Origin of the sequence: Bradyrhizobium sp., assembly GCF_049581145.1 — a bacterium.
Lineage (GTDB): Bacteria > Pseudomonadota > Alphaproteobacteria > Rhizobiales > Xanthobacteraceae > Bradyrhizobium.
Genome location: NZ_JBAURI010000100.1, coordinates 1 through 17,337, shown reverse-complemented (window position 1 = coordinate 17,337; position 17,337 = coordinate 1). Strand labels below are relative to the sequence as shown.

Below are 17,337 nucleotides of genomic sequence, written 5' to 3'. Positions count from 1 at the left end.
TGCGCGCGGCTCCCGTCGCGGCGTCCGGCGCATCGATGTCGTGGCCCGCGCGCCATCCATTATAGTAGACCGGCTCGGGCACCCCGTCGCCGTCGGCATCGAAACTCTGGCCCACATGAGCGAAAGTGTCCCAGTGCGTCGAGTACTGCGTCGCCAGCGTCACAACATCATCGCTGACGATATCGGTAGCACGGGGGTTTTCCTTGGCGAGCGGATAGTTGTAGTTGAGGGCACCCTCCTGGTCGCGCGGCAGCGCGGCCAGTCGGGGCGGGTGTCTCAGCCGGTGGACGACGGTGCCCCCGGGGAGAGTCAAAGGAAGGCTAAGGCAAAACGTTAGCCCTTCCTGGACATAACCGACCGCCCGCTTGCGGGCCTCTGGCGTTAGAAAGTTCAGTCGCCCCAATTCATCGTCAGGACCAAAGTCGCCCCAGTTGGAGCCGCCGGGTCTTCGTTTCCAGCGCCTAGACATGGTCGGCACCGGATTCGCTGTGGCTGGTGCCCTTTCGGCCTGCGATGGCGACGATCGGGACAAGCGACGGTGCAGGTTGTTCGTCGACATTGGCGCTGCAGGCCGGCACCGTCCCTATCGCGATCTCGTCGGCCACGGCCCTGCGCGCCTGATCGAGATCACGGCCGCCAATCGCCGCGACGATCGCGCCCAGATGACATGAAATGTGCCGTCGCCTCGCAATATCGGCTGCCATATGGGTGAATGTCGGCCCGAGACGGCACCAGATCCGATCGACCAGCATTGCCAGCATGCTCGACCGAACAAGTCCGAGGATGGCCGCCCGGACCGACCACACCGCCGCTGCAAACCGCACAGGATCGTCACGTTCTGCAGCCCTGCACAGGTCCGCGTGCAGGACTTTGAACACACGCCAGTCCGATACGCGGTGGCGCGGCGCGGCGTTCGCGAAGGCAAAACCTTCAATGGCCAGACGGAGCCGGCACAGTTCGTCGAGGTCGGGACGGCTCAATAGTGGCACGACCACTCCCGATTGACGATTTTGATGCAGCGCGTCGGCCGCCGCGAGCCGCGACAGGGCATCGCGCACCGGCGTAACGCTGGTTCCAAGCTGCCGAGCCAATGCCCCGAGAGTGATACATTCTCCGGGGGCAAACTGACCGACAATAAGGGCGTACCTCAGTCGGGCGTAGGTGCGCTCGGCGAGCGTGTCGGCGGTTGCGGACGGAACTGCCGAGAACTGCTGGCTCAACGGCGCGTCCACCCCAACGGAGTCGAGCAACGGCCCGGCGATAGGCCATTGCTGATGATCCCACTCCGTTTTGCGTTGCAGGGCCGATATCTCATCACCATCCAGCCGCATGAAATTCCTCCCCGACGGGTCGCCGACATTTCACTGATTGCCCGGCCGGTTGCCGGCGTTCAGGCGAGCGCTGGCTCCGCGCAGGGTGAGCAGGCTGCATCAGGCATCCGCCCAAGGATGCAGTCGCACAGCCGCTCGATGTCGCGGACTTCGTGATCGGCGGTGAGACACACCCGAATTCCCGCCCTTCCCTGAGCGACCGTGGGGAAGAACGTCACCGAGGTGTAAAAGCCGGCGTCAAGAAACTCTCTCGCGATGGCAATGGCTGCGATCTCGGATCCGACCGTGATCATCCTGATCGGAAGTGAGTTGCCCTGTTCGGCGGTTGCGACGCGCCGATCGAACAGGTCGATGCGTTGCGCCAATCGTCTCTGCCGCTGACCAAGTTCTGCGGAGCGATGGATCTTGCAGGATCCAAGCGCCGCGCCGACCGCCGCCAGATTGGCGGCCGCGGAGAAAGCATGGGGGATCGCATACCTTCGGAATAGCGCCTCCTGCTCGGCGGTTCCGAACATCAGCAAGCCACCCGATGCACCAAACCCCTTACCTAGCGACGCTGCCAAAATCGTGCGGTCACCAAGCTCGCCAGGAAACTGCGAGCGCGCAAACCCTTCGCCTTGACGGCCAAACAACGATATTCCGTGGGCATCGTCGATATAGAGAAAGAGCCCGTAGCGGTCCTGGAGCCGGCGCAGCTCCCGGATCGGCGCATGGCCTCCCATCGAGTAAACGCCGTCGCATACATAGGCAACAACAGGCTCCTGGCGGCACAAGCGTTCCAGAGCATCGATGTCGTTATGCCCGATCGTCTCCACCCGGGTTTCATCGGCCACCACCGGCTTGTGATAGGCGAGAGAGATATGCGCAAGCCGATCGAAAACCACAACCGGCTTCTTTCCATCCGTCAGCTGACCGGAGGCAAGGATCGGCATCGCTCCGAGGTTAGCGAGCATCACGGTCGAAAACACGATCACGCGAGCACCGAACATCTCGGCCAGGTTATCTTCAAGCTCAGTCAGGAGATCGAAGTTGAGGCGCGTTCGTGCGCACGACCAGTGCAGAGACCGTTGTGCCTCAATCGCTTCGATCGCCCCGGCGACGATGACCGGGTGATTGTCAAGACCGAGATAGGAACATCGCACGAAATCGATGACGTGCGGTCGATCCTCAAGCTGGCCGGTGCCCAGCGCAAAGCCTCGCCCCGCTGTGGAACGCCCATGGACCGCCATGAGCCCGGCTGCGTGGGCAGCGTCGAAGTGGTCCCTGCTCTCGTTGATCACATAGGCGGTGTTCCGAAAGTGCGCGGCCGGGCGGCTACCGTCAGGCAAGGCGATCCCCTGTTGCATGCTATTCTCCATCATGATCAACCACTAAGGCGCACCCTCCAAGATTTCTTGGCGCGCAGGAATGCGTCCGGGCGACTCGGTTACGAATGGGCAGGCTCTTTACATGCTGCGGATTGCACGATCGTGCCCCCGGCGTTGAAATCAACTAAACCACTGGCTGCATCGCCTGTGCAGCTACCAAGCCGGATAGGGTACCGCGATCGGTCGAGGGACAGGCACGACGAGGGTCTTCTTCAAGCTCTCACCGGTCACGATGTCGTTGAACGGGACCACGGCAGCGAGCGCCGGCGTCAGATCGAGAGGCCTGGCTCCATATGTCATGCGCGGACCAGGGCTCGCGCCGACAGGCGCCAGATCGTCTGGCTCCGGGTATCGGCCTTGCGGCGAAGGGAAAGGTACCGCCGATCCCGATGGCCCCGGACAGGCCATCGCGGCCTGGCAAACCCACGCGGTTATGTTGGAGACCAAGAGGCTGCCGATCTTCATCGCCACGGCGGGCGCCAGGGCGGCTTGAAAGCTGGACACGCCATTCGCAATCTCGATCAGGAACAATCACCGTCGACAAGGAAAGCCGGAGCTATGCCGGCGGACGCACTCGAAAAGCTGATCGCGTTCTGTCCGATCTCTGCACCCATTCTGGTGCCAGCGTGTCGCTCAGCTGCTGCTGTTGGAGGATGGTTGAGCTGACATATCGATGCATGTCGCGCCGAAACCATGCAAACAGCGCTTCGGATCCAGCTCGGCCGTTCCGTGAATGGAATGGCGCGGCTGAAATCACAGTGTCGCTGCTTTGATTCCTTGCCTGGGTGGAGGGGATGTTTGCAACATCAGGGCGAGACATTGTTTGCCGCTTCGCAGCCTGGCAATGGTACATCAGCAAGCCCGCAGACCGCTTCGATCAGCAGACGCATCGCTCGCGCATCCCAATCGATTTGCTCGATAGGTTTCTCCCAGCAGTGCGACATCACATAGGCCACGTGGCGGGCCTTGACGCCCAATCCCTTGATTGTGCGTGCTGGCGTGGTCATGATCGCCTGCTCGATGGGATACAGACGGGCCAAGATGGCCTCCGTTCTTTCCGACTGGTCTTCTTGATCCATCTCGGACTCGATGCGCGTTTGGACGTGGCTCCGGGAGGCCGGCCGGCCGGCGGGGGAATTTGCCGGCACGTGGCGAGCGCTCTGTGCGGCGACCAATTCCGCGGCAAAGCTATGGAATTGGGCATCGAGGGCAAGGAGAGCTGCGTCGTCGCCCATAGGCAAAGCTGGCGCCGAAGGCCGGACATGCGGCGAATCGGAAAGAAAGCCCTCTTGGAAAAATCGCTTGTCCCGCATCTTGACACTCCTGGTCCGGTAGTCCCTGAGATGGGCCTGGACTGTCGTATTGGGATCGCGCCCAGTTAAGCCCGATTACCCAGCGGAAACGTGCGCTGAGCCATCTGTTTAGAGCGGCCAAAGACCGACAACGAGATTTGTCTATGCCATAGACTGCCGCCATGTCTTCGCAACCAACCTCCGTCGCCTCCGATAGCTGTCGACAGAGCTCCGATCATCAACCAAGGCTCGGTCGGCCGTCGACGGCGAAAGCCCAACAGTCCAGGGCCATCGCGGTGGTGGAATGGTTGAAATCGTGTTGGCCAAGTCCGCCGCGACCCCGCTTGACCAGATCAGCCAGCACAGGGCACTCACGCGAGCGCCCGCGGCGAATCGGTTCCCCGAAACATGAACCAGATCCACGCCGCGACCTGAAGCACGAGGTTGAGAGCAAAGGCGGTCTGATAGGCGATCTCGGGATAGCGTCCAGCTTCTGGTGTCCAATGCTGAAGCACGACTCCTGTCGCGTACTGCACAACGAACGCCGCCGAGATGTGAAACAGATTCAGCGCCCCGTTGGCCCGCCCGGCTAGCTGTGTCGGGAAATAGGAGGCCAGAATCGCAAAGCTGAGTACCGTGGCCGAGCCTGCCGCCGCCACAACCGCCCACTGCAAATAGGACGGTATGGGCAAGCGGACGATCAATGCGAACTGAGTTGCGATAAATAGAGCCGCAACAAACTCCAGGAGGACTTCTGGTGCCACACCACGCCTGCGCAACCGATCGGCAGCCGCCCCGAGCAGAATGGCACCCAGACTGAGTGCGACCGCCATGGCAAACAGATGAAAAACCACATCTGAACGATCGAGGCCCTCCACGTCGCGGAGCCATTGTGCTGCCCAAAGTCCTTGGAGGGCCCAAGCCGTTCCCAGGCACGATGCCGAAAGTGGCGCAAGACGCCAGAACCGTGCATCGGAATAAACTCTTCTCAATCCGAGCGAGATCGCGCCGCTTCCGACCGGGCTGGCCTCTGGCACGATGAGATGGATTATGACCGCGCTGGCGGCCGTCAGCCCAGCCAGCAGACCAAACAGTTCGCGCCACCCCATCCAATCGAGCAAGAGGTTAGCTGGCAATGTCGCCGTCACCGCACCGAGCGCCCCCAGCATCACCATCAGACCGTTCAGGAGCGGCACGCGATCGTTTGGAAACCACAGAACAAGCGCCTTCAATCCCGCGGTCATGGCGGAGGCAACACCCAGGCCTATCAACGCCCGACCGGCCAGAAGCATCCAAAAATGGTCCGACGCCGCGAACAATGCCGCGCCGGCCGCCGCGACCACCAGCAACGCGCTCTGGACCCGCCGTGGACCATATCGATCGAGGAGAATGCCTATGGGTATCTGGGCGGCCGCGAAGGTCAAGAAGTACACCGAGGTCAACAAGCCAAGATCGTCGGCACCGAGCCCCAATTCCGTCGACAGTGGAACCGCCATGACGGCGTTGATCGTCCGGAACAGATAGGCGATGTAATAACCAAACACGAATGGCAGGAAGACGCGCAGAATCGGGGACCACTTTTTGACCGGATCCTTCGCCACTTGTTCCTTTGCCATTAGCCAGCTTGGCACCAACCATCGTGATGGGAGCGCCCCCTCACCTTCCCTGGTTTTGCGGCAGGTCGCGGAATCACGGAACAGCGCCGCTTCGACGGCCTTCTGCCCCAGCGTTGCATCGGCCGCGAGGAGAAAAGATGCGTCGTCGATTGCGCTCGATGGTCGAATATCGGGCTCGCAAAGCGTGGCTCCCTTGTCCGAGGGCCCCCCTTCAGCAGCGGCAAACGGGGCCGACTTCGTCGCGTTGACGCTGTCGATCGTCTCCCGGATGAGCCCCGTACCGAGATCGACCCGCCGTCCGACCTGCGCGGCGAATTCCTCGAAGCGTTCGGCGCCGAGCGTGCAGACAGCCGCCAGTTCTCCCACCGGCACTGGTTGGGTCACGGCCAGATGGAACCGCGCGTGCAGAGCTGCCGTCTCGTTGGCGATTCTGAGATTGCGATCGAGCTCTTCGAGCTGACTTCTCAATCCGGCCAGATGCTGCGCCACACGCGTGGTATCGCCGATAGCATCGTCATAGCCAAAGTAGCGATCGAGGGCTGCTTCGACGAGCGCCGATTTTGTGGCATGGGGCTTTTTGGCTGCTTCCGCCAGCCGCGCGGCCGTGCCTTCGGAGAGATAAACGCCAACTCTGGGTTTCACGAGGGTCTCTCTTGAATGAGCTGAAGGCCATCAATGGCTTTGCAGCGAAATCACGTCGGCATCGGATGCTTGGTGATTGGCCTGGATGGACGATTTGTCTCGACATGCGCATCGACACCTCCCTGGTGCGCGGTGATCCCGATCCCTGGAAATCCGCGACGCCAGCTGCCGCAGTCGACGGCACCCAGGAAGCTCTCGATCTGCGTGTTGAGGGCGAGCGGCTCTTCCAGATTGATGGCATGGCCGGTATTGGGGCAGATCCACAGACCCGCATTGCGAAGCGTCGATTTGAGCATCAGGTTGGTATCGAGGCAGCGAACGTCTTCGTCGCCGACCGCGAGCAATACCGGAACAGTCAGCTCTGAAAGCTGATCGCGCAGATCATGGAGTGACGGCCGCAGGGCCTGGCAGTGCGCCATCGTGTTCGACATACCAACTGCCGAACTTTGGCCCAGCCGGGCGACGAATTCCCTCCAACTCTCCCGGTCCTTGTATTTCAGCTGGATGCGGGCCGGACCGCGTGCCAGTCTCCTGGCCGTCGAGACCATTCCATGGTCAATGAAGGTGCGCGAGAGAACGGAGGTTTCCCTCAACCAGGAAGCACGCTCCGAAGGATGCGAACCAGATCCCACACCGGCTGCAACAATCGCGCTTGCCTTTCCCGGGTAGCGCAGCCCGAACTGCAGAGCGGCATATCCGCCCATGCTCGAGCCGACCAGATGGGCGCGTTCGATCTTGAGGCCCCACATCACCGCGCCGACATCGTCGGCGGCGAATTCCCAGCCATACGAGGCCGCATCTTCGGGAACATCGCTGGGTGGATAGCCGCGGGCATTGTAGGCGATGCAACGGTAGCCGCGGGAAAAATGGCGAAGCTGGTTTTCCCATCCACGCAGGTCAGACGCGAATTCGTGGATGAAGATGATCGGATACCCCTGGCCACACTCCTCAAAATGGAGCTTCGCTCCGGCCGCCTCGACATACGGCATCGCTTCTCGTCCCCCCTCGGTCCTTTGCGCGTCGGGGTACAGAGACCGAAAAGCAGATCGCGTTGCAACCGATCCGCCCTTGGCATCGTGTACTGGCGTAGCATGGCGTGGAATGACCGATGCGCGCTGGCGCTCCTGGCTGGTAGATCAGAGCCCGAGCTCGCGCTTTCAAAAAAACGCCAGTCAACTCCGCCGCTCGGCAGAATGACACGGGAGACTTGCCGGCCGAGTTGCTGTTGCAGCGCAGGGCGCCAGGGCCTGAGCTTAGAAGCCGAGGCCGTTCGTCAAGGCGCCTTCGTCAATCAGATGAGGAATGTAGGCCCGAACCAGGCAGGTCGTCAGTGCTCGCCGCGAAGGCTCGCCCAGAGATGGTGCTTATATCTATGGCGTCACATCTGGACATGAGCGACGGTAACACGCCCGTACGCTTGAACCCGGACTTTACGGCTTGGGACGTTCAACGCATTCAATGACGCTTGGTCTCGCACACTGGAAGTGCCAGCTATTGGCCCGCGGCCAGCCGACACGCCGCCGCCATCATTCGCTTTTGGCATCTTCGTCGCCACCTTCGGTCGACCGCGCGACCGGTAGATTCCAGCCGAACCTGATCGCCATCAGGCGCAGCGCGAAACAAAGGAGAGCTCCCGCGATAGAGGTCGGGACGATTGGCCAATTCAGTCGGTGGCCGATCACAACAAGCACGGCGCCGGCCAAAGCGGCCAGCGCATAGAGGTCACTGCGAAGCACGACAGGTGTCCGGGCGACCAGCAGATCACGCGCAATGCCCCCGCCGATGCCAGTGAGCATTCCAAGGAGTGCCGCCATGAACGGGTTGAGGCCGTAGGCCAGAGCCTTTTGGGCGCCGGAAACGGCGAAGAGCGCAAGCCCTGCAGCGTCGAATACCGATATCGCGGTGCGCAGCCGTGTGACGAGCGGAGCGCCGAAAAAACTCAACAGGCCGGCGGCGAGAGAAACCGCAACATAACGCCAGTCACTGATGGCGGCGGGCGGGACGGCGCCGATCAGCAGATCGCGCGTGATACCACCCGCACTGGAAGCGGCGAATGACAAGACCAGAATTCCGAAAATATCGAGCCGGCGACGTGCGCCCAACATCGCACCGCTAATCGCGAAAACAAATGTGCCCGAAAGATCGTAAATCAGCAGAAGATCGTGAATCGTCTTCTGTTCGAGAACCGGGATCAGAGGCAACAGCGCCCCCGCCGTCCCGACATTGAAGCTTTCGATTGCTGCTTCATTTGGCGAGCCATGCCAACGCGCCCGCAACCATGGCCTCAACACCCGTCTGCAGAGTTGGATGTATGACGGGGGCGAACAGCGGACTGTGATTGACTGGCAGCTCGTTGATCCGTCCCGCGGCCTTGGCTTTGGCATAGATTCCGGGATCGGTGCCGCCGACAAACCAGTAGACCGACGGTGCGTTCCATTCACTCCCGAAGCAGCCGAAGTCCTCGCTCGCCGGCGCAGGCCCTGTGTGCCGGACGCGGTCGGGTGTGAAATGACGGCGGAGGGCATCCGCGACCCGGTCGCTTGCCGTCTTGTCATTGACGTTGAGCGGATAGCGATCCAGCGTCGTTATTTCCGGTTTCCGGGGCGCACCGGAAGCCTGCGCTTCGGCATTGACGATCCGTTCGATCGCCCCAAGCACATGCTTGCGCACGCCCTCATCGAATGTCCGGATGTTCAGCTTGATGATGGCTTCGTCGGGGATCACGTTTTCCTTGGTGCCCGCTTGCAAAACACCGACGGTCACCACAGCAGCATCGGTGGCAGCCACTTCCCGCGAAACAATCGTTTGCAGCCGCAAGACGATCGCTGCCGCCATGACGACGGGATCGATGCTGGCTTGCGGCATCGAGCCGTGCGCACCGCGCCCGAACAGGCGGATTTGCAGGCTATCGGCCGCGGATGTGATAGGCCCGGCGCTGCCTGCGACCGTGCCTGAAGGCCCGACCATGACGTGCTGGCCGAGCACGACATCAGGCTTTGGGAACCGTTTGAACAGGCCGTCGTCGATCATGGCCTGCGCGCCTTGCGCCGTCTCTTCACCCGGCTGAAATACCGGCATCAAGGTGCCGCGCCAAGCATCGCGCTGTTTTGCGAACAGCGCGGCCACACCTGTCAGCCATGCCACGTGCATGTCATGACCGCATGAATGCGCCACCGGAGTCGTATTCCCGGCGGCATCTTTGGTCGTGACGGTGCTCGCATATGGGACGCCACTCACCTCCCGTACGGGGAGGGCATCCATATCCGCGCGCAACATCACCGTGGGACCTTCGCCGTTGCGCGACAACGGCTATGAGGTGACCACGGGCGTCGGCAAAACCGGGGTCGTCGGTCTTCTGCGAAGATGCTTCGCTGCGATTTCCGCCGTGCGGTTTTCCTGCATCGAAAGCTCAGGATGCGCGTGCACATCCTTATACAGCGCCTCAAGTTCAGGCAGGAGGCCGGGGAGGTTCGCGAGGATGGTGGCTGATGGGTCTGTCATCAGAAAATGCTACTCCTTTTATGCGCGAGGAGTAATGGCAATCGTGGCCAACCCATAACGAAAAAACAAATATTTGATGATGAACTGGGGTGCCTACCGCGATCAGGTAAATGCTGCCGCAAGAGAAATATCCGCTGCCAATCAGAGATTGGTAAGGCCTATGCCGGCTTGTCCCATGCCAATGTGAAGTCAACTCATATAGACGCAAAAGCGCGCGAACTTATTGCCTTCGCTGTTGTCGTGACCTTGCGCTGCGACGGCTGCATCAATGCTCGCACAGACGCCGCCATCAAAGCCGGCGCGATCAGGGAGGAGATTGTTGAGGCTCTCGGCGTTGCCATCATGGTCAACGCGGGCGCGACGATGGTCTATTCGGCGCGGACGATCGATGCCTACGACACCAAAACGACCGAAAAAGACGTGACGAGACGTTGGCGGCTTGAAACAAGCAGGAGATCAAAAGCCGCTCCACTTCCGTAAATGTTCCCGGTGAGTCGTGAGCAGAAAGAAGAAAATCATGAGGAAGAAGCAGCAAATTGCCAAAGCCGTCATCACGACAACCATCGTGGGCCTGTTGGCGTATTCATCGCCCGCGGTTGCGGCATCCGCGCCGGCGCTCGCGCCAGCAACGATGGCGCGCATCGGCACTGTCGACGAGCGGTTTCAGTCCTACAACATCGAGATGATCGAGGTTACGGGCGGGCGGTTTTGGAAACCGTACGGTGCAAATGGCAAACCCGCGTCGGCACCGGCTGGCGCTGTGCCCACCGGGATGGACCCGTCCATGTACGAGTACCGTGGGCCGATCAATCTGGCCAATCCGCGTCTGCGAGCCTTGGCAGCAGCGCTGGGTCCTGCCTATGTGCGCGTCAGCGGCACGTGGGCGAACTCGACATACTTTCAGGATTCGGATGCAGCGCCGCCGAAAAATCCGCCACAAGGATTTAACGGCGTTCTAACCCGCCAGCAATGGAAGGGCGTTGTCGATTTTGCGCGAGCGATCGATGCGAAGGTCGTGACCTCCTTCGCCACAAGTCCCGGCACGCGCGATGGGCAGGGCGTCTGGACGCCATCCGAAGCACGCAAAGTTCTCGCCTACACCAAGTCCATTGGCGGCAGCATTGCCGCCGCCGAATTCATGAATGAGCCAACCTACGCCGAAATGGGCGGTGCGCCGAAGGGTTATGATGCTGCCGCGTATGCACGCGACATCAACGTCTTCCGGCCCTTCATGAAGTCGGCTGCGCCTGAAATGACGATCCTTGGGCCCGGCGGAGTGGGAGAAGGTCTCCCGCTGCCGCCGATTGGCCTCGCCGGAAGCATTCTCTCCTCCGAAGACCTCCTGAAAGCCACGGGGCCGGTCTTCGACGCCTTCTCCTACCATTCCTACGGTGCAACCTCGAAGCGTTGCGCGGCGATGGGTCCCGCATCGCAGACGACCGAAGCGGCGGCGCTTTCGGAAAAGTTTCTTGCCCGCGCAGGCGCGATCGAGGCTTTCTATGCAGGCCTGCGCGACAGGTTCGAGCCCGGCAAGCCGATCTGGCTTACTGAAACAGCCGACGCTGCTTGCGGCGGAAATCCGTGGGCTTCGACCTTTTTAGACAGCTTCCGCTATCTCGATCAGCTCGGGCGTTTAGCCAAAAACGGTGTCAGGGTCCACATGCACAACACGCTGGCATCCAGCGATTACGGCCTGCTCGACGGGAACACGTTCACGCCCCGGCCGAATTATTGGGCGGCGCTGCTGTGGCGCAAGCTCATGGGAACAACCGTGCTCAATCCCGGTCCTTCACCCGCAACCAGCCTTCACCTCTACGCCCAGTGCTTGCGCGGCACGCAAGGCGGCGTTGCGTTGCTCGCCATCAATACAGACCGGAAGGCGTCGCAGTTCCTTGATCTGCCGATGACAAGCCAGCGTTATACTTTGACCGCCCGCACTCTGACCGACGCGAAAGTCCAGATAAATAGCAGCGATCTTGCGTTGGGCGACCATGACAACGTGCCGACGCTGGAAGGCTCGCCCGAAAAAGCGGGCCGTGCGAGTTTCGCCCCGGCCAGTATTACGTTCCTTGCGATTCCGGATGCGCACAATCAGACTTGTCGATAGCGCCCGGGTCGGCGCTGACGCGGTTACGTATCTTTGAATTTCGTCTGCGCGTGAGTGCCGTCGCAGAACGGCTTGTTCTGTGACTGTCCGCACCGGCACAGCGTTACCCGGTTGCGGACCTCGTCTTCAAAACCATCCGCCGAGACTACGAGATCCTTGGTGACGACGACACGCGCGCGGGTCTTGCTCATATCTTGCCTCTGTCGATCGAACGAATGTTGTGGACTACCGTGTCTCGGCGACCGCAGCACGCCTCTGGCAGGACAGACTGCGAAGATGCGACGGCCGGACCGCACTATCGTCCATTCGCTTCCGCGAACTCCGTGCGCAGGATCGTCATGAACTCGCGCACGATCGGCGACGGCCTGCGCAGCGCGACACCGATGGTTTCGACATCGACATCGCTGTCAGCGATGATCTGGTGATGGATGTCGGGCGGGCACTGCGCCGCCACGCTTTCCGGAAAGATCGTACAGCCAAGCCCCGCCTGCACCAGCCCGAGAATTCCTGAAATGCTCGATGCCTCCAGCGTGACGTTCGGCGTCACGCCCTTGCGGAAAAACAGGTCGTCGAGCCCCCAGCGATAGGTGTCCCACTCTTCCAGCGAGCCCATGATCAGGGCCTCGGCGGACAGGCTCGCGGTCGGGACCGGACCAGCTTCGAAGGCCGCGTGCCCGCGCCGAAAATAGACGCAGAGCGGCTCGCGCGAGATCGGGATGGTCTCGAAGAAATCGTTCTGCCAGGGGCCGAGCATCAGCGCGACATCGATGTCGCCGCGCGCCAGTGCCTCCTTCTGGGCGTGGCTTCGCAGATAGGTCAGCTCGAAGCGCGTGTTCGGACGCAGCGCCTTGAAGCGCGCGATCGCCTCGGGAAGCAGCCTGGCCGCGGCAAACGACATGTAGCCGACACTGATGCGCCCGGCCATGCCTTCGGCGACCAGCCGCGCATTGTCGACCGACCGCTGCAGAGACCGCAGCAGCGTGCGGTTCTCCTCGAGGAAGACCTTGCCCGCGTCGGTGACCCTGACCTCGCGCGTGGTGCGATCGAACAGCGCAAAACCGAGACGATGCTCGAGGTCGCGGATGCGGCGCGACAGCGCCGAGTGATCGATGCCGAGCTTTTCCGCCGCGCGACGGAAGTTGAGCTCCTCCGCGACGAGACGAAACGACCGGACTGCCTCGATTTCGGGCAGGTAGCGCATCTCTGCTTCTCCCGTTGGCGCGCGATGCCCATCGCCACAGCGCATTGGTGCAATGCTTGCACCAATTGGGGACCTCTCGTCAATTCACAGCAGCGGTGGGCCGCGTTTTGATGGGTTGCAACCAGCCTCCCGCCGGTCCGTGACACGAGCGGCGACCGGCCGCCAACCGATGAGATAGCCAGATGTCAGAAGCCCTGCACGAAAAGCTCGAACGCGCCTTGCGCGATGCCTTCGATGCCAGCACCGAAATCTACAAGCAGCGCGGCTTCCAGCGCCGCATCGGCTTCGGCAGCCGGCCTGCCCTGGTCAGCGTCGATCTCGCCAATGCCTGGACCCGCCCAGGCAATCCCTTCTACTGCGGCGACACCATGGACAATGAGCTGATCCCCGGCATGCAGAAGCTGCTGAAGGCGTTCCGCGACAATGGCCACGTCGTGGTGCATGTCACCACCGCATATCAGAACACCGACCGCAACGACCCCAACACCGATATGGGCATGTGGCACCACAAGATCCCGGTCGAGGCCGTGAATCTGAAGGACGAGGATCTCTGGGCCATCGACTCGCGCATTGCGCCGATCGAGGGCGAGTATGTGATGCTGAAGAAGCGCGCCTCCTCGTTCAGCGGCACGCCGCTCGCCGGCTACCTTCGCTCCGCCAGCGTCGACACCATTCTGGTTACCGGCGTCACCGCCACCGCCTGCGTCCGCACCACGATCTGCGACGGCCTCGCCGAGGGCTTCCGCACCATCGCCGTCAAGGAATGCATCGGCGACCGCGTGCCCGGCGCCGTCGCCTGGAATCTTTATGACATCGACGCCAAGTTCGCCGACGTCGAGACCGTCGAGACCTGCGTGAACTACCTGGAACGCGTCAGCCGCAAGCCGTCATCCATGGCGGCTGAATAGAGCCGGGCAGCCGCCCGATGGCACGTCACGGCACGGAAGGTGCATGGAATAACAGGAGGTGCATATGAAGGAAGTAGCAATACGCGACGGATTCAATCGTCGGCGCTTTTTGGCTGCCGCGGGCGCCGGCAGTATCCTTGCCTTGTCCGGTGTCCAGGTGCGAGCCGAACCCGGCGGCCAGCTCGTCGTCTCCAACTGGGGCGGCGACTGGAACGACCGCACCATGAAGCTGATGGAGCAGCCGCTGGTCGAGGCCAAGGGCATCCACATCGTCCGCGACCTCGGCATGGAGCCGGAGCGGAAATCCAAGCTGCTGGCCGAACAGAGGCTGCCGCGCGGCACCGTCGACGTCATCCATCTCAACGACTCCGATGCCTTCGAGATGAAATCGTACGATGCCGTCTCGGAGATCGACTTCTCGAAGATGTCGAATGCGAACGACATCATCGCGCCGCTGCACAAGCCCTATTTCGTTCCCTGGCTCTACAGCGGCGTCGTGCTGATCTACAACAAGGACAAGCTGAAGGATCCTCCCTCTTCGTACAGGGATCTGTGGGACCCGCAATTCGCCGGCAGGATCGGGCTGACCAACCAGCTCTACTTCAACTACATGATGATCGCCTCGCTGCTCGCATCCGGCAACCTGACCTCGGTGGACGCCGGCCGCGCCCGCCTCGCCGAGCTGCGCGAAAAATCCAATCCGCGCATCTACGCGACCCACCAGCAGATGCAGGCCGGGCTCGCGTCCGGCGAGGTTGATGTGGTTCTCAACTACAAGGCACGTGGCCTGCAATGGGCCAAGGACGGCCTGCCGCTGACGATCGCCTATCCAGACGAAGGTGCTATCGCCATCACCTTCGGTGCCTGCATGTCGAAGAAAGCCCCGAACAAGGAGGCGGCGTATTATTATCTCAACGCGATGATCGACCGGAACGCGATGGCGAACCTGTCGGCGGCGAGCTTCTATGCGCCGGCAAACGGCGCGGCCGAGCTGCCGCCGGACCTGCGCGCCAAAATCGATTTCTCCGAAGCGGAGCGGGCCAAACTCAGATTCCCCGATTATGGCTATGTCGCCAAGAACACGGCGGAATGGCTCGAATGGTGGAACAAGAACGTGGCCCGAGCCTGAGCTGCCCTGTCAATCAGCAGGCGATGCGGGACGGCGTATGGCTTTGAGGAAGACGGCGTGAACTCGATGACGACTGCTGCCCTCCGCGCCGAAAGCCTGAAAATCCCGCGCCCGCGCAACGCGCTGATACGATCCCCGGTCGTCCTGCTCACAGGTCCCGGGGTTCTGCTCGTGATTATGCTGCTGCTCGGGCCGCTCGCGATCCTGCTGCGCGACAGCTTCAACCGGTTCGTCCCGGGCGAACTGATGGTCAGTGCGTTCACGTTCGAGAACTATGCCAAGTTTCTGGCCGACCCCTATTATCGCGAGGTTCTGTTCACCACGATCAGGATCTCCGCGACCTCCTCCATCGCATGCCTGATCTTCGGTTTCCCGGTCGCCTATTTCATGGTGCGGCTGGCCAGCGCCCGGCTGAAGGCACTGCTGATGATCTCGCTGGTTCTGCCCTTGATGATGGGTAATGCCGTGCGCACCGCAGCTTGGATGGTGATCCTCAGCGACCGCGGTCTCGCTTCCGCGATCGTCGCCGCCGTCGGTCTCACCGACCATATCGAGATCATGTATACGGAAACCGCCGTCATCATCGGGCTGATCTCAGTGCTGCTGCCGTTCATGATCCTGACCCTGCAGAGCGTGCTGGAGGGGATCGACCCCTCGCTCGAAGAGGTGGCGAGCAGCCTCGGCGCATCCCACTTCACGATGATACGGCGCGTCGTGATGCCGCTTGCCCTGCCCGGCATCATGGCCGGATTCCTGCTCTGCTTCACACTGTCCATGAATGCCTATGCAACGCCGGTGCTTATTGGCGGCCCGAAATTTCACGCCATGGCGCCGGAGGTCTACCAGCAGATGCAGCGCGCGATGAACTGGCCGTTCGGCGCGGCACTCGCCTATGTGCTGATGTTCACGACCCTGCTGCTGACGGTCGGCGCCACGGCGCTGGCGCAGCGCCGCTATCGCAGATGGGCGGAGTAAGCGCATGACCGCAACCTCATCCACCGCCTTCTACCGCGTGGCGACGGCCCTGGTGATCGGCTTCATCGTGCTGCCGCTGGCGATCATTATCTGGTCGAGCTTCTTCGCCAACAAGATCCTGTCGTTTCCCCCACAGGGCTACACGCTCGACTGGTACGTGCGCGCCTGGTCACGCGACGAATTCCGCGACGGGCTGTTTTTGAGCCTGCAGACCGCATTGTTTGCATCGGTCGGCAGCCTCCTGCTCGGCGTCCCCGCCAGCTACGCGCTTGCCCGCTTCAAGTTCCGCGGCCGCGACGTGGTCACCAACATCCTTCTGGCGCCGATGGTGGTGCCGGGGATCGTCGGTGGCGCCGCGATCTACATCTTCTATATCGACATCGAGCTCCTGACCGACATCCAGGTCGCCGGCGCCGCGCCCGGACTCTACCTCGCGCATCTGCTGGTCGCGCTGCCATGGACCATCCGGCTGACGACGGCCGCGTTGATCGGCTTCAACGCCTCCCTTTCGGAGGCCGCAGCCAGCCTCGGTGCGTCGGCGGCGACGATCTTCTTCCGGATCGTGCTGCCGGTGATCCGGCCGGCCATTATCGCTTCCGCCCTGTTCGCCTTCGTCGCCTCCTTTATCGACCTGGAGAAGTCGCTGTTCCTGGTCGGTCCGGGACGGACCACGCTGCAGATCGCGATCGTCAACTATCTCGAATGGAATCTGGACTCGACGATCGCCGCGGTCGCGACGGTCCAGATCGCGATCATCGCGACATTGCTCCTCATCACCAGCCGCTATGCGCGGCTGAGCCGCGCGTTCTGAGGTCCCGCCATGTCCGAGCTCATCCTCGATGACGTCTCCAAGAGCTATGACGACAATGTCGCCGTCCACCGGATGTCATTGAACATTCGCCAGGGCGAACTCGTCACCTTCCTCGGCCCCTCGGGCTGCGGCAAGACCACGACGCTGCGGATGATCGGCGGCTTCGTCGAGGTCAGCGCCGGCACCATTCGCGTCAATGGCCGCGACATCACTCGGCTGCCGCCCGCCAAACGCAACATGGGCTTCGTGTTCCAGAACTACGCGCTGTTTCCGCACATGACGGTCGCCGAGAATGTCGCGTTCGGCCTCGAAATGCGCAAGGTCGCGAAGCCGGACATCGCCCGCCGCGTGGCGGACGCGCTGACGCGCGTCCGCCTGAAGCATCTGGCCGAGCGGCTGCCGAAGCAGCTGTCGGGCGGCCAGCAGCAGCGCGTCGCGCTGGCCCGCGCGCTGGTCA

Annotated in this window: 18 protein-coding genes and 1 pseudogene; 7 read left to right on the top strand and 12 right to left on the bottom strand. The window is 62.0% G+C overall.

Going from position 1 to position 17,337, the window contains the following annotated elements; all coding sequences use genetic code 11:
• From WCB02_RS03270 to WCB02_RS03225, 10 genes and pseudogenes are all read right to left on the bottom strand, one after another.
• Nucleotides 1–313, bottom strand: a pseudogene (locus tag WCB02_RS03270) (cyclase family protein); the annotation flags it as partial.
• A 148-nt stretch (nucleotides 314–461) separates the two neighbouring features.
• On the bottom strand, nucleotides 462–1,331 hold the full coding sequence (locus tag WCB02_RS03265; RefSeq protein WP_423956328.1) for a GntR family transcriptional regulator: 870 nt from the start codon (nucleotides 1,329–1,331) through the stop codon (nucleotides 462–464).
• 59 nt (nucleotides 1,332–1,390) lie between these two features.
• Nucleotides 1,391–2,677: an aminotransferase class I/II-fold pyridoxal phosphate-dependent enzyme gene (locus WCB02_RS03260; RefSeq protein ID WP_423956325.1), complete on the bottom strand. Its 1,287-nt coding sequence runs from the start codon at nucleotides 2,675–2,677 to the stop codon at nucleotides 1,391–1,393.
• 174 nt (nucleotides 2,678–2,851) lie between these two features.
• Nucleotides 2,852–2,998, bottom strand: coding sequence for a hypothetical protein (locus WCB02_RS03255; RefSeq protein WP_423956323.1), 147 nt, complete (start codon nucleotides 2,996–2,998; stop codon nucleotides 2,852–2,854).
• Between the two features lie 506 nt (nucleotides 2,999–3,504).
• Nucleotides 3,505–4,011, bottom strand: coding sequence for a hypothetical protein (locus tag WCB02_RS03250; protein ID WP_423956321.1), 507 nt, complete (start codon nucleotides 4,009–4,011; stop codon nucleotides 3,505–3,507).
• Nucleotides 4,012–4,361: 350 nt separating this feature from the next.
• Entirely contained in the window at nucleotides 4,362–6,248 is a 1,887-nt protein-coding gene (locus WCB02_RS03245; RefSeq protein WP_423956319.1) for an MFS transporter, read from the bottom strand.
• Between the two features lie 50 nt (nucleotides 6,249–6,298).
• A complete protein-coding gene (locus WCB02_RS03240; protein ID WP_423956317.1) occupies nucleotides 6,299–7,237 on the bottom strand; it encodes an alpha/beta fold hydrolase in 939 nt (312 codons plus the stop codon).
• A gap of 537 nt (nucleotides 7,238–7,774) precedes the next feature.
• Nucleotides 7,775–8,524: a trimeric intracellular cation channel family protein gene (locus WCB02_RS03235; RefSeq protein WP_423956315.1), complete on the bottom strand. Its 750-nt coding sequence runs from the start codon at nucleotides 8,522–8,524 to the stop codon at nucleotides 7,775–7,777.
• Nucleotides 8,493–9,554: an amidohydrolase gene (locus tag WCB02_RS03230; RefSeq protein ID WP_423956313.1), complete on the bottom strand. Its 1,062-nt coding sequence runs from the start codon at nucleotides 9,552–9,554 to the stop codon at nucleotides 8,493–8,495. Before WCB02_RS03230 ends, WCB02_RS03235 begins: the two co-directional genes overlap by 32 nt.
• A gap of 3 nt (nucleotides 9,555–9,557) precedes the next feature.
• Nucleotides 9,558–9,749: a hypothetical protein gene (locus WCB02_RS03225; RefSeq protein WP_423956311.1), complete on the bottom strand. Its 192-nt coding sequence runs from the start codon at nucleotides 9,747–9,749 to the stop codon at nucleotides 9,558–9,560.
• A 168-nt stretch (nucleotides 9,750–9,917) separates the two neighbouring features.
• On the opposite strand from WCB02_RS03225, the gene WCB02_RS03220 reads away from it, so the two are divergent.
• Both WCB02_RS03220 and WCB02_RS03215 read left to right on the top strand, forming a co-directional pair.
• Complete coding sequence (locus WCB02_RS03220; protein WP_423956309.1) at nucleotides 9,918–10,229, top strand: carboxymuconolactone decarboxylase family protein; 312 nt, start codon at nucleotides 9,918–9,920, stop codon at nucleotides 10,227–10,229.
• Nucleotides 10,230–10,266: 37 nt separating this feature from the next.
• Entirely contained in the window at nucleotides 10,267–11,856 is a 1,590-nt protein-coding gene (locus tag WCB02_RS03215; protein WP_423956307.1) for a hypothetical protein, read from the top strand.
• A 23-nt stretch (nucleotides 11,857–11,879) separates the two neighbouring features.
• On the opposite strand, the gene WCB02_RS03210 is transcribed toward WCB02_RS03215, so the two are convergent.
• The gene (locus WCB02_RS03210) at nucleotides 11,880–12,047 is read right to left on the bottom strand and encodes a CDGSH iron-sulfur domain-containing protein (protein WP_423956305.1); all 168 of its coding nucleotides are present in this window, start codon (nucleotides 12,045–12,047) and stop codon (nucleotides 11,880–11,882) included.
• A 104-nt stretch (nucleotides 12,048–12,151) separates the two neighbouring features.
• Entirely contained in the window at nucleotides 12,152–13,057 is a 906-nt protein-coding gene (locus tag WCB02_RS03205; protein WP_423956303.1) for a LysR family transcriptional regulator, read from the bottom strand.
• A 182-nt stretch (nucleotides 13,058–13,239) separates the two neighbouring features.
• Here WCB02_RS03205 and WCB02_RS03200 point away from each other — a divergent pair, with 182 nt between their 5' ends.
• From WCB02_RS03200 to WCB02_RS03180, 5 genes are all read left to right on the top strand, one after another.
• Nucleotides 13,240–13,965 carry an isochorismatase family protein gene (locus WCB02_RS03200; RefSeq protein WP_423956300.1) on the top strand — a complete coding sequence of 242 codons (726 nt, stop codon included), beginning with the start codon at nucleotides 13,240–13,242 and terminating at the stop codon, nucleotides 13,963–13,965.
• Nucleotides 13,966–14,029: 64 nt separating this feature from the next.
• Nucleotides 14,030–15,094 (top strand): ABC transporter substrate-binding protein, encoded by a 1,065-nt coding sequence (locus WCB02_RS03195; RefSeq protein WP_423956297.1) that lies wholly within the window; start codon nucleotides 14,030–14,032, stop codon nucleotides 15,092–15,094.
• Between the two features lie 66 nt (nucleotides 15,095–15,160).
• Nucleotides 15,161–16,069, top strand: coding sequence for an ABC transporter permease (locus WCB02_RS03190; protein ID WP_423956295.1), 909 nt, complete (start codon nucleotides 15,161–15,163; stop codon nucleotides 16,067–16,069).
• Nucleotides 16,070–16,073: 4 nt separating this feature from the next.
• Nucleotides 16,074–16,880, top strand: coding sequence for an ABC transporter permease (locus WCB02_RS03185; protein WP_423956293.1), 807 nt, complete (start codon nucleotides 16,074–16,076; stop codon nucleotides 16,878–16,880).
• A 9-nt stretch (nucleotides 16,881–16,889) separates the two neighbouring features.
• Nucleotides 16,890–17,337, top strand: a 448-nt coding sequence (locus WCB02_RS03180; protein ID WP_423956291.1) for an ABC transporter ATP-binding protein, incomplete at its 3' end; no start/stop codon positions are given.

What these genes read in the sequence shown, in the direction of transcription:
- WCB02_RS03265 (WP_423956328.1), bottom strand. Translation starts at nt 1,331, where the DNA reads ATGCGGCTGGATGGTGATGAGATATCGGCCCTGCAACGCAAAACGGAG.
- WCB02_RS03260 (WP_423956325.1), bottom strand. Translation starts at nt 2,677, where the DNA reads ATGCAACAGGGGATCGCCTTGCCTGACGGTAGCCGCCCGGCCGCGCAC.
- WCB02_RS03255 (WP_423956323.1), bottom strand. Translation starts at nt 2,998, where the DNA reads ATGACATATGGAGCCAGGCCTCTCGATCTGACGCCGGCGCTCGCTGCC.
- WCB02_RS03250 (WP_423956321.1), bottom strand. Translation starts at nt 4,011, where the DNA reads ATGCGGGACAAGCGATTTTTCCAAGAGGGCTTTCTTTCCGATTCGCCG.
- WCB02_RS03240 (WP_423956317.1), bottom strand. Translation starts at nt 7,237, where the DNA reads ATGCCGTATGTCGAGGCGGCCGGAGCGAAGCTCCATTTTGAGGAGTGT.
- WCB02_RS03225 (WP_423956311.1), bottom strand. Translation starts at nt 9,749, where the DNA reads ATGACAGACCCATCAGCCACCATCCTCGCGAACCTCCCCGGCCTCCTG.
- WCB02_RS03215 (WP_423956307.1), top strand. Translation starts at nt 10,267, where the DNA reads ATGAGGAAGAAGCAGCAAATTGCCAAAGCCGTCATCACGACAACCATC.
- WCB02_RS03210 (WP_423956305.1), bottom strand. Translation starts at nt 12,047, where the DNA reads ATGAGCAAGACCCGCGCGCGTGTCGTCGTCACCAAGGATCTCGTAGTC.
- WCB02_RS03205 (WP_423956303.1), bottom strand. Translation starts at nt 13,057, where the DNA reads ATGCGCTACCTGCCCGAAATCGAGGCAGTCCGGTCGTTTCGTCTCGTC.
- WCB02_RS03200 (WP_423956300.1), top strand. Translation starts at nt 13,240, where the DNA reads ATGTCAGAAGCCCTGCACGAAAAGCTCGAACGCGCCTTGCGCGATGCC.
- WCB02_RS03195 (WP_423956297.1), top strand. Translation starts at nt 14,030, where the DNA reads ATGAAGGAAGTAGCAATACGCGACGGATTCAATCGTCGGCGCTTTTTG.
- WCB02_RS03190 (WP_423956295.1), top strand. Translation starts at nt 15,161, where the DNA reads ATGACGACTGCTGCCCTCCGCGCCGAAAGCCTGAAAATCCCGCGCCCG.
- WCB02_RS03185 (WP_423956293.1), top strand. Translation starts at nt 16,074, where the DNA reads ATGACCGCAACCTCATCCACCGCCTTCTACCGCGTGGCGACGGCCCTG.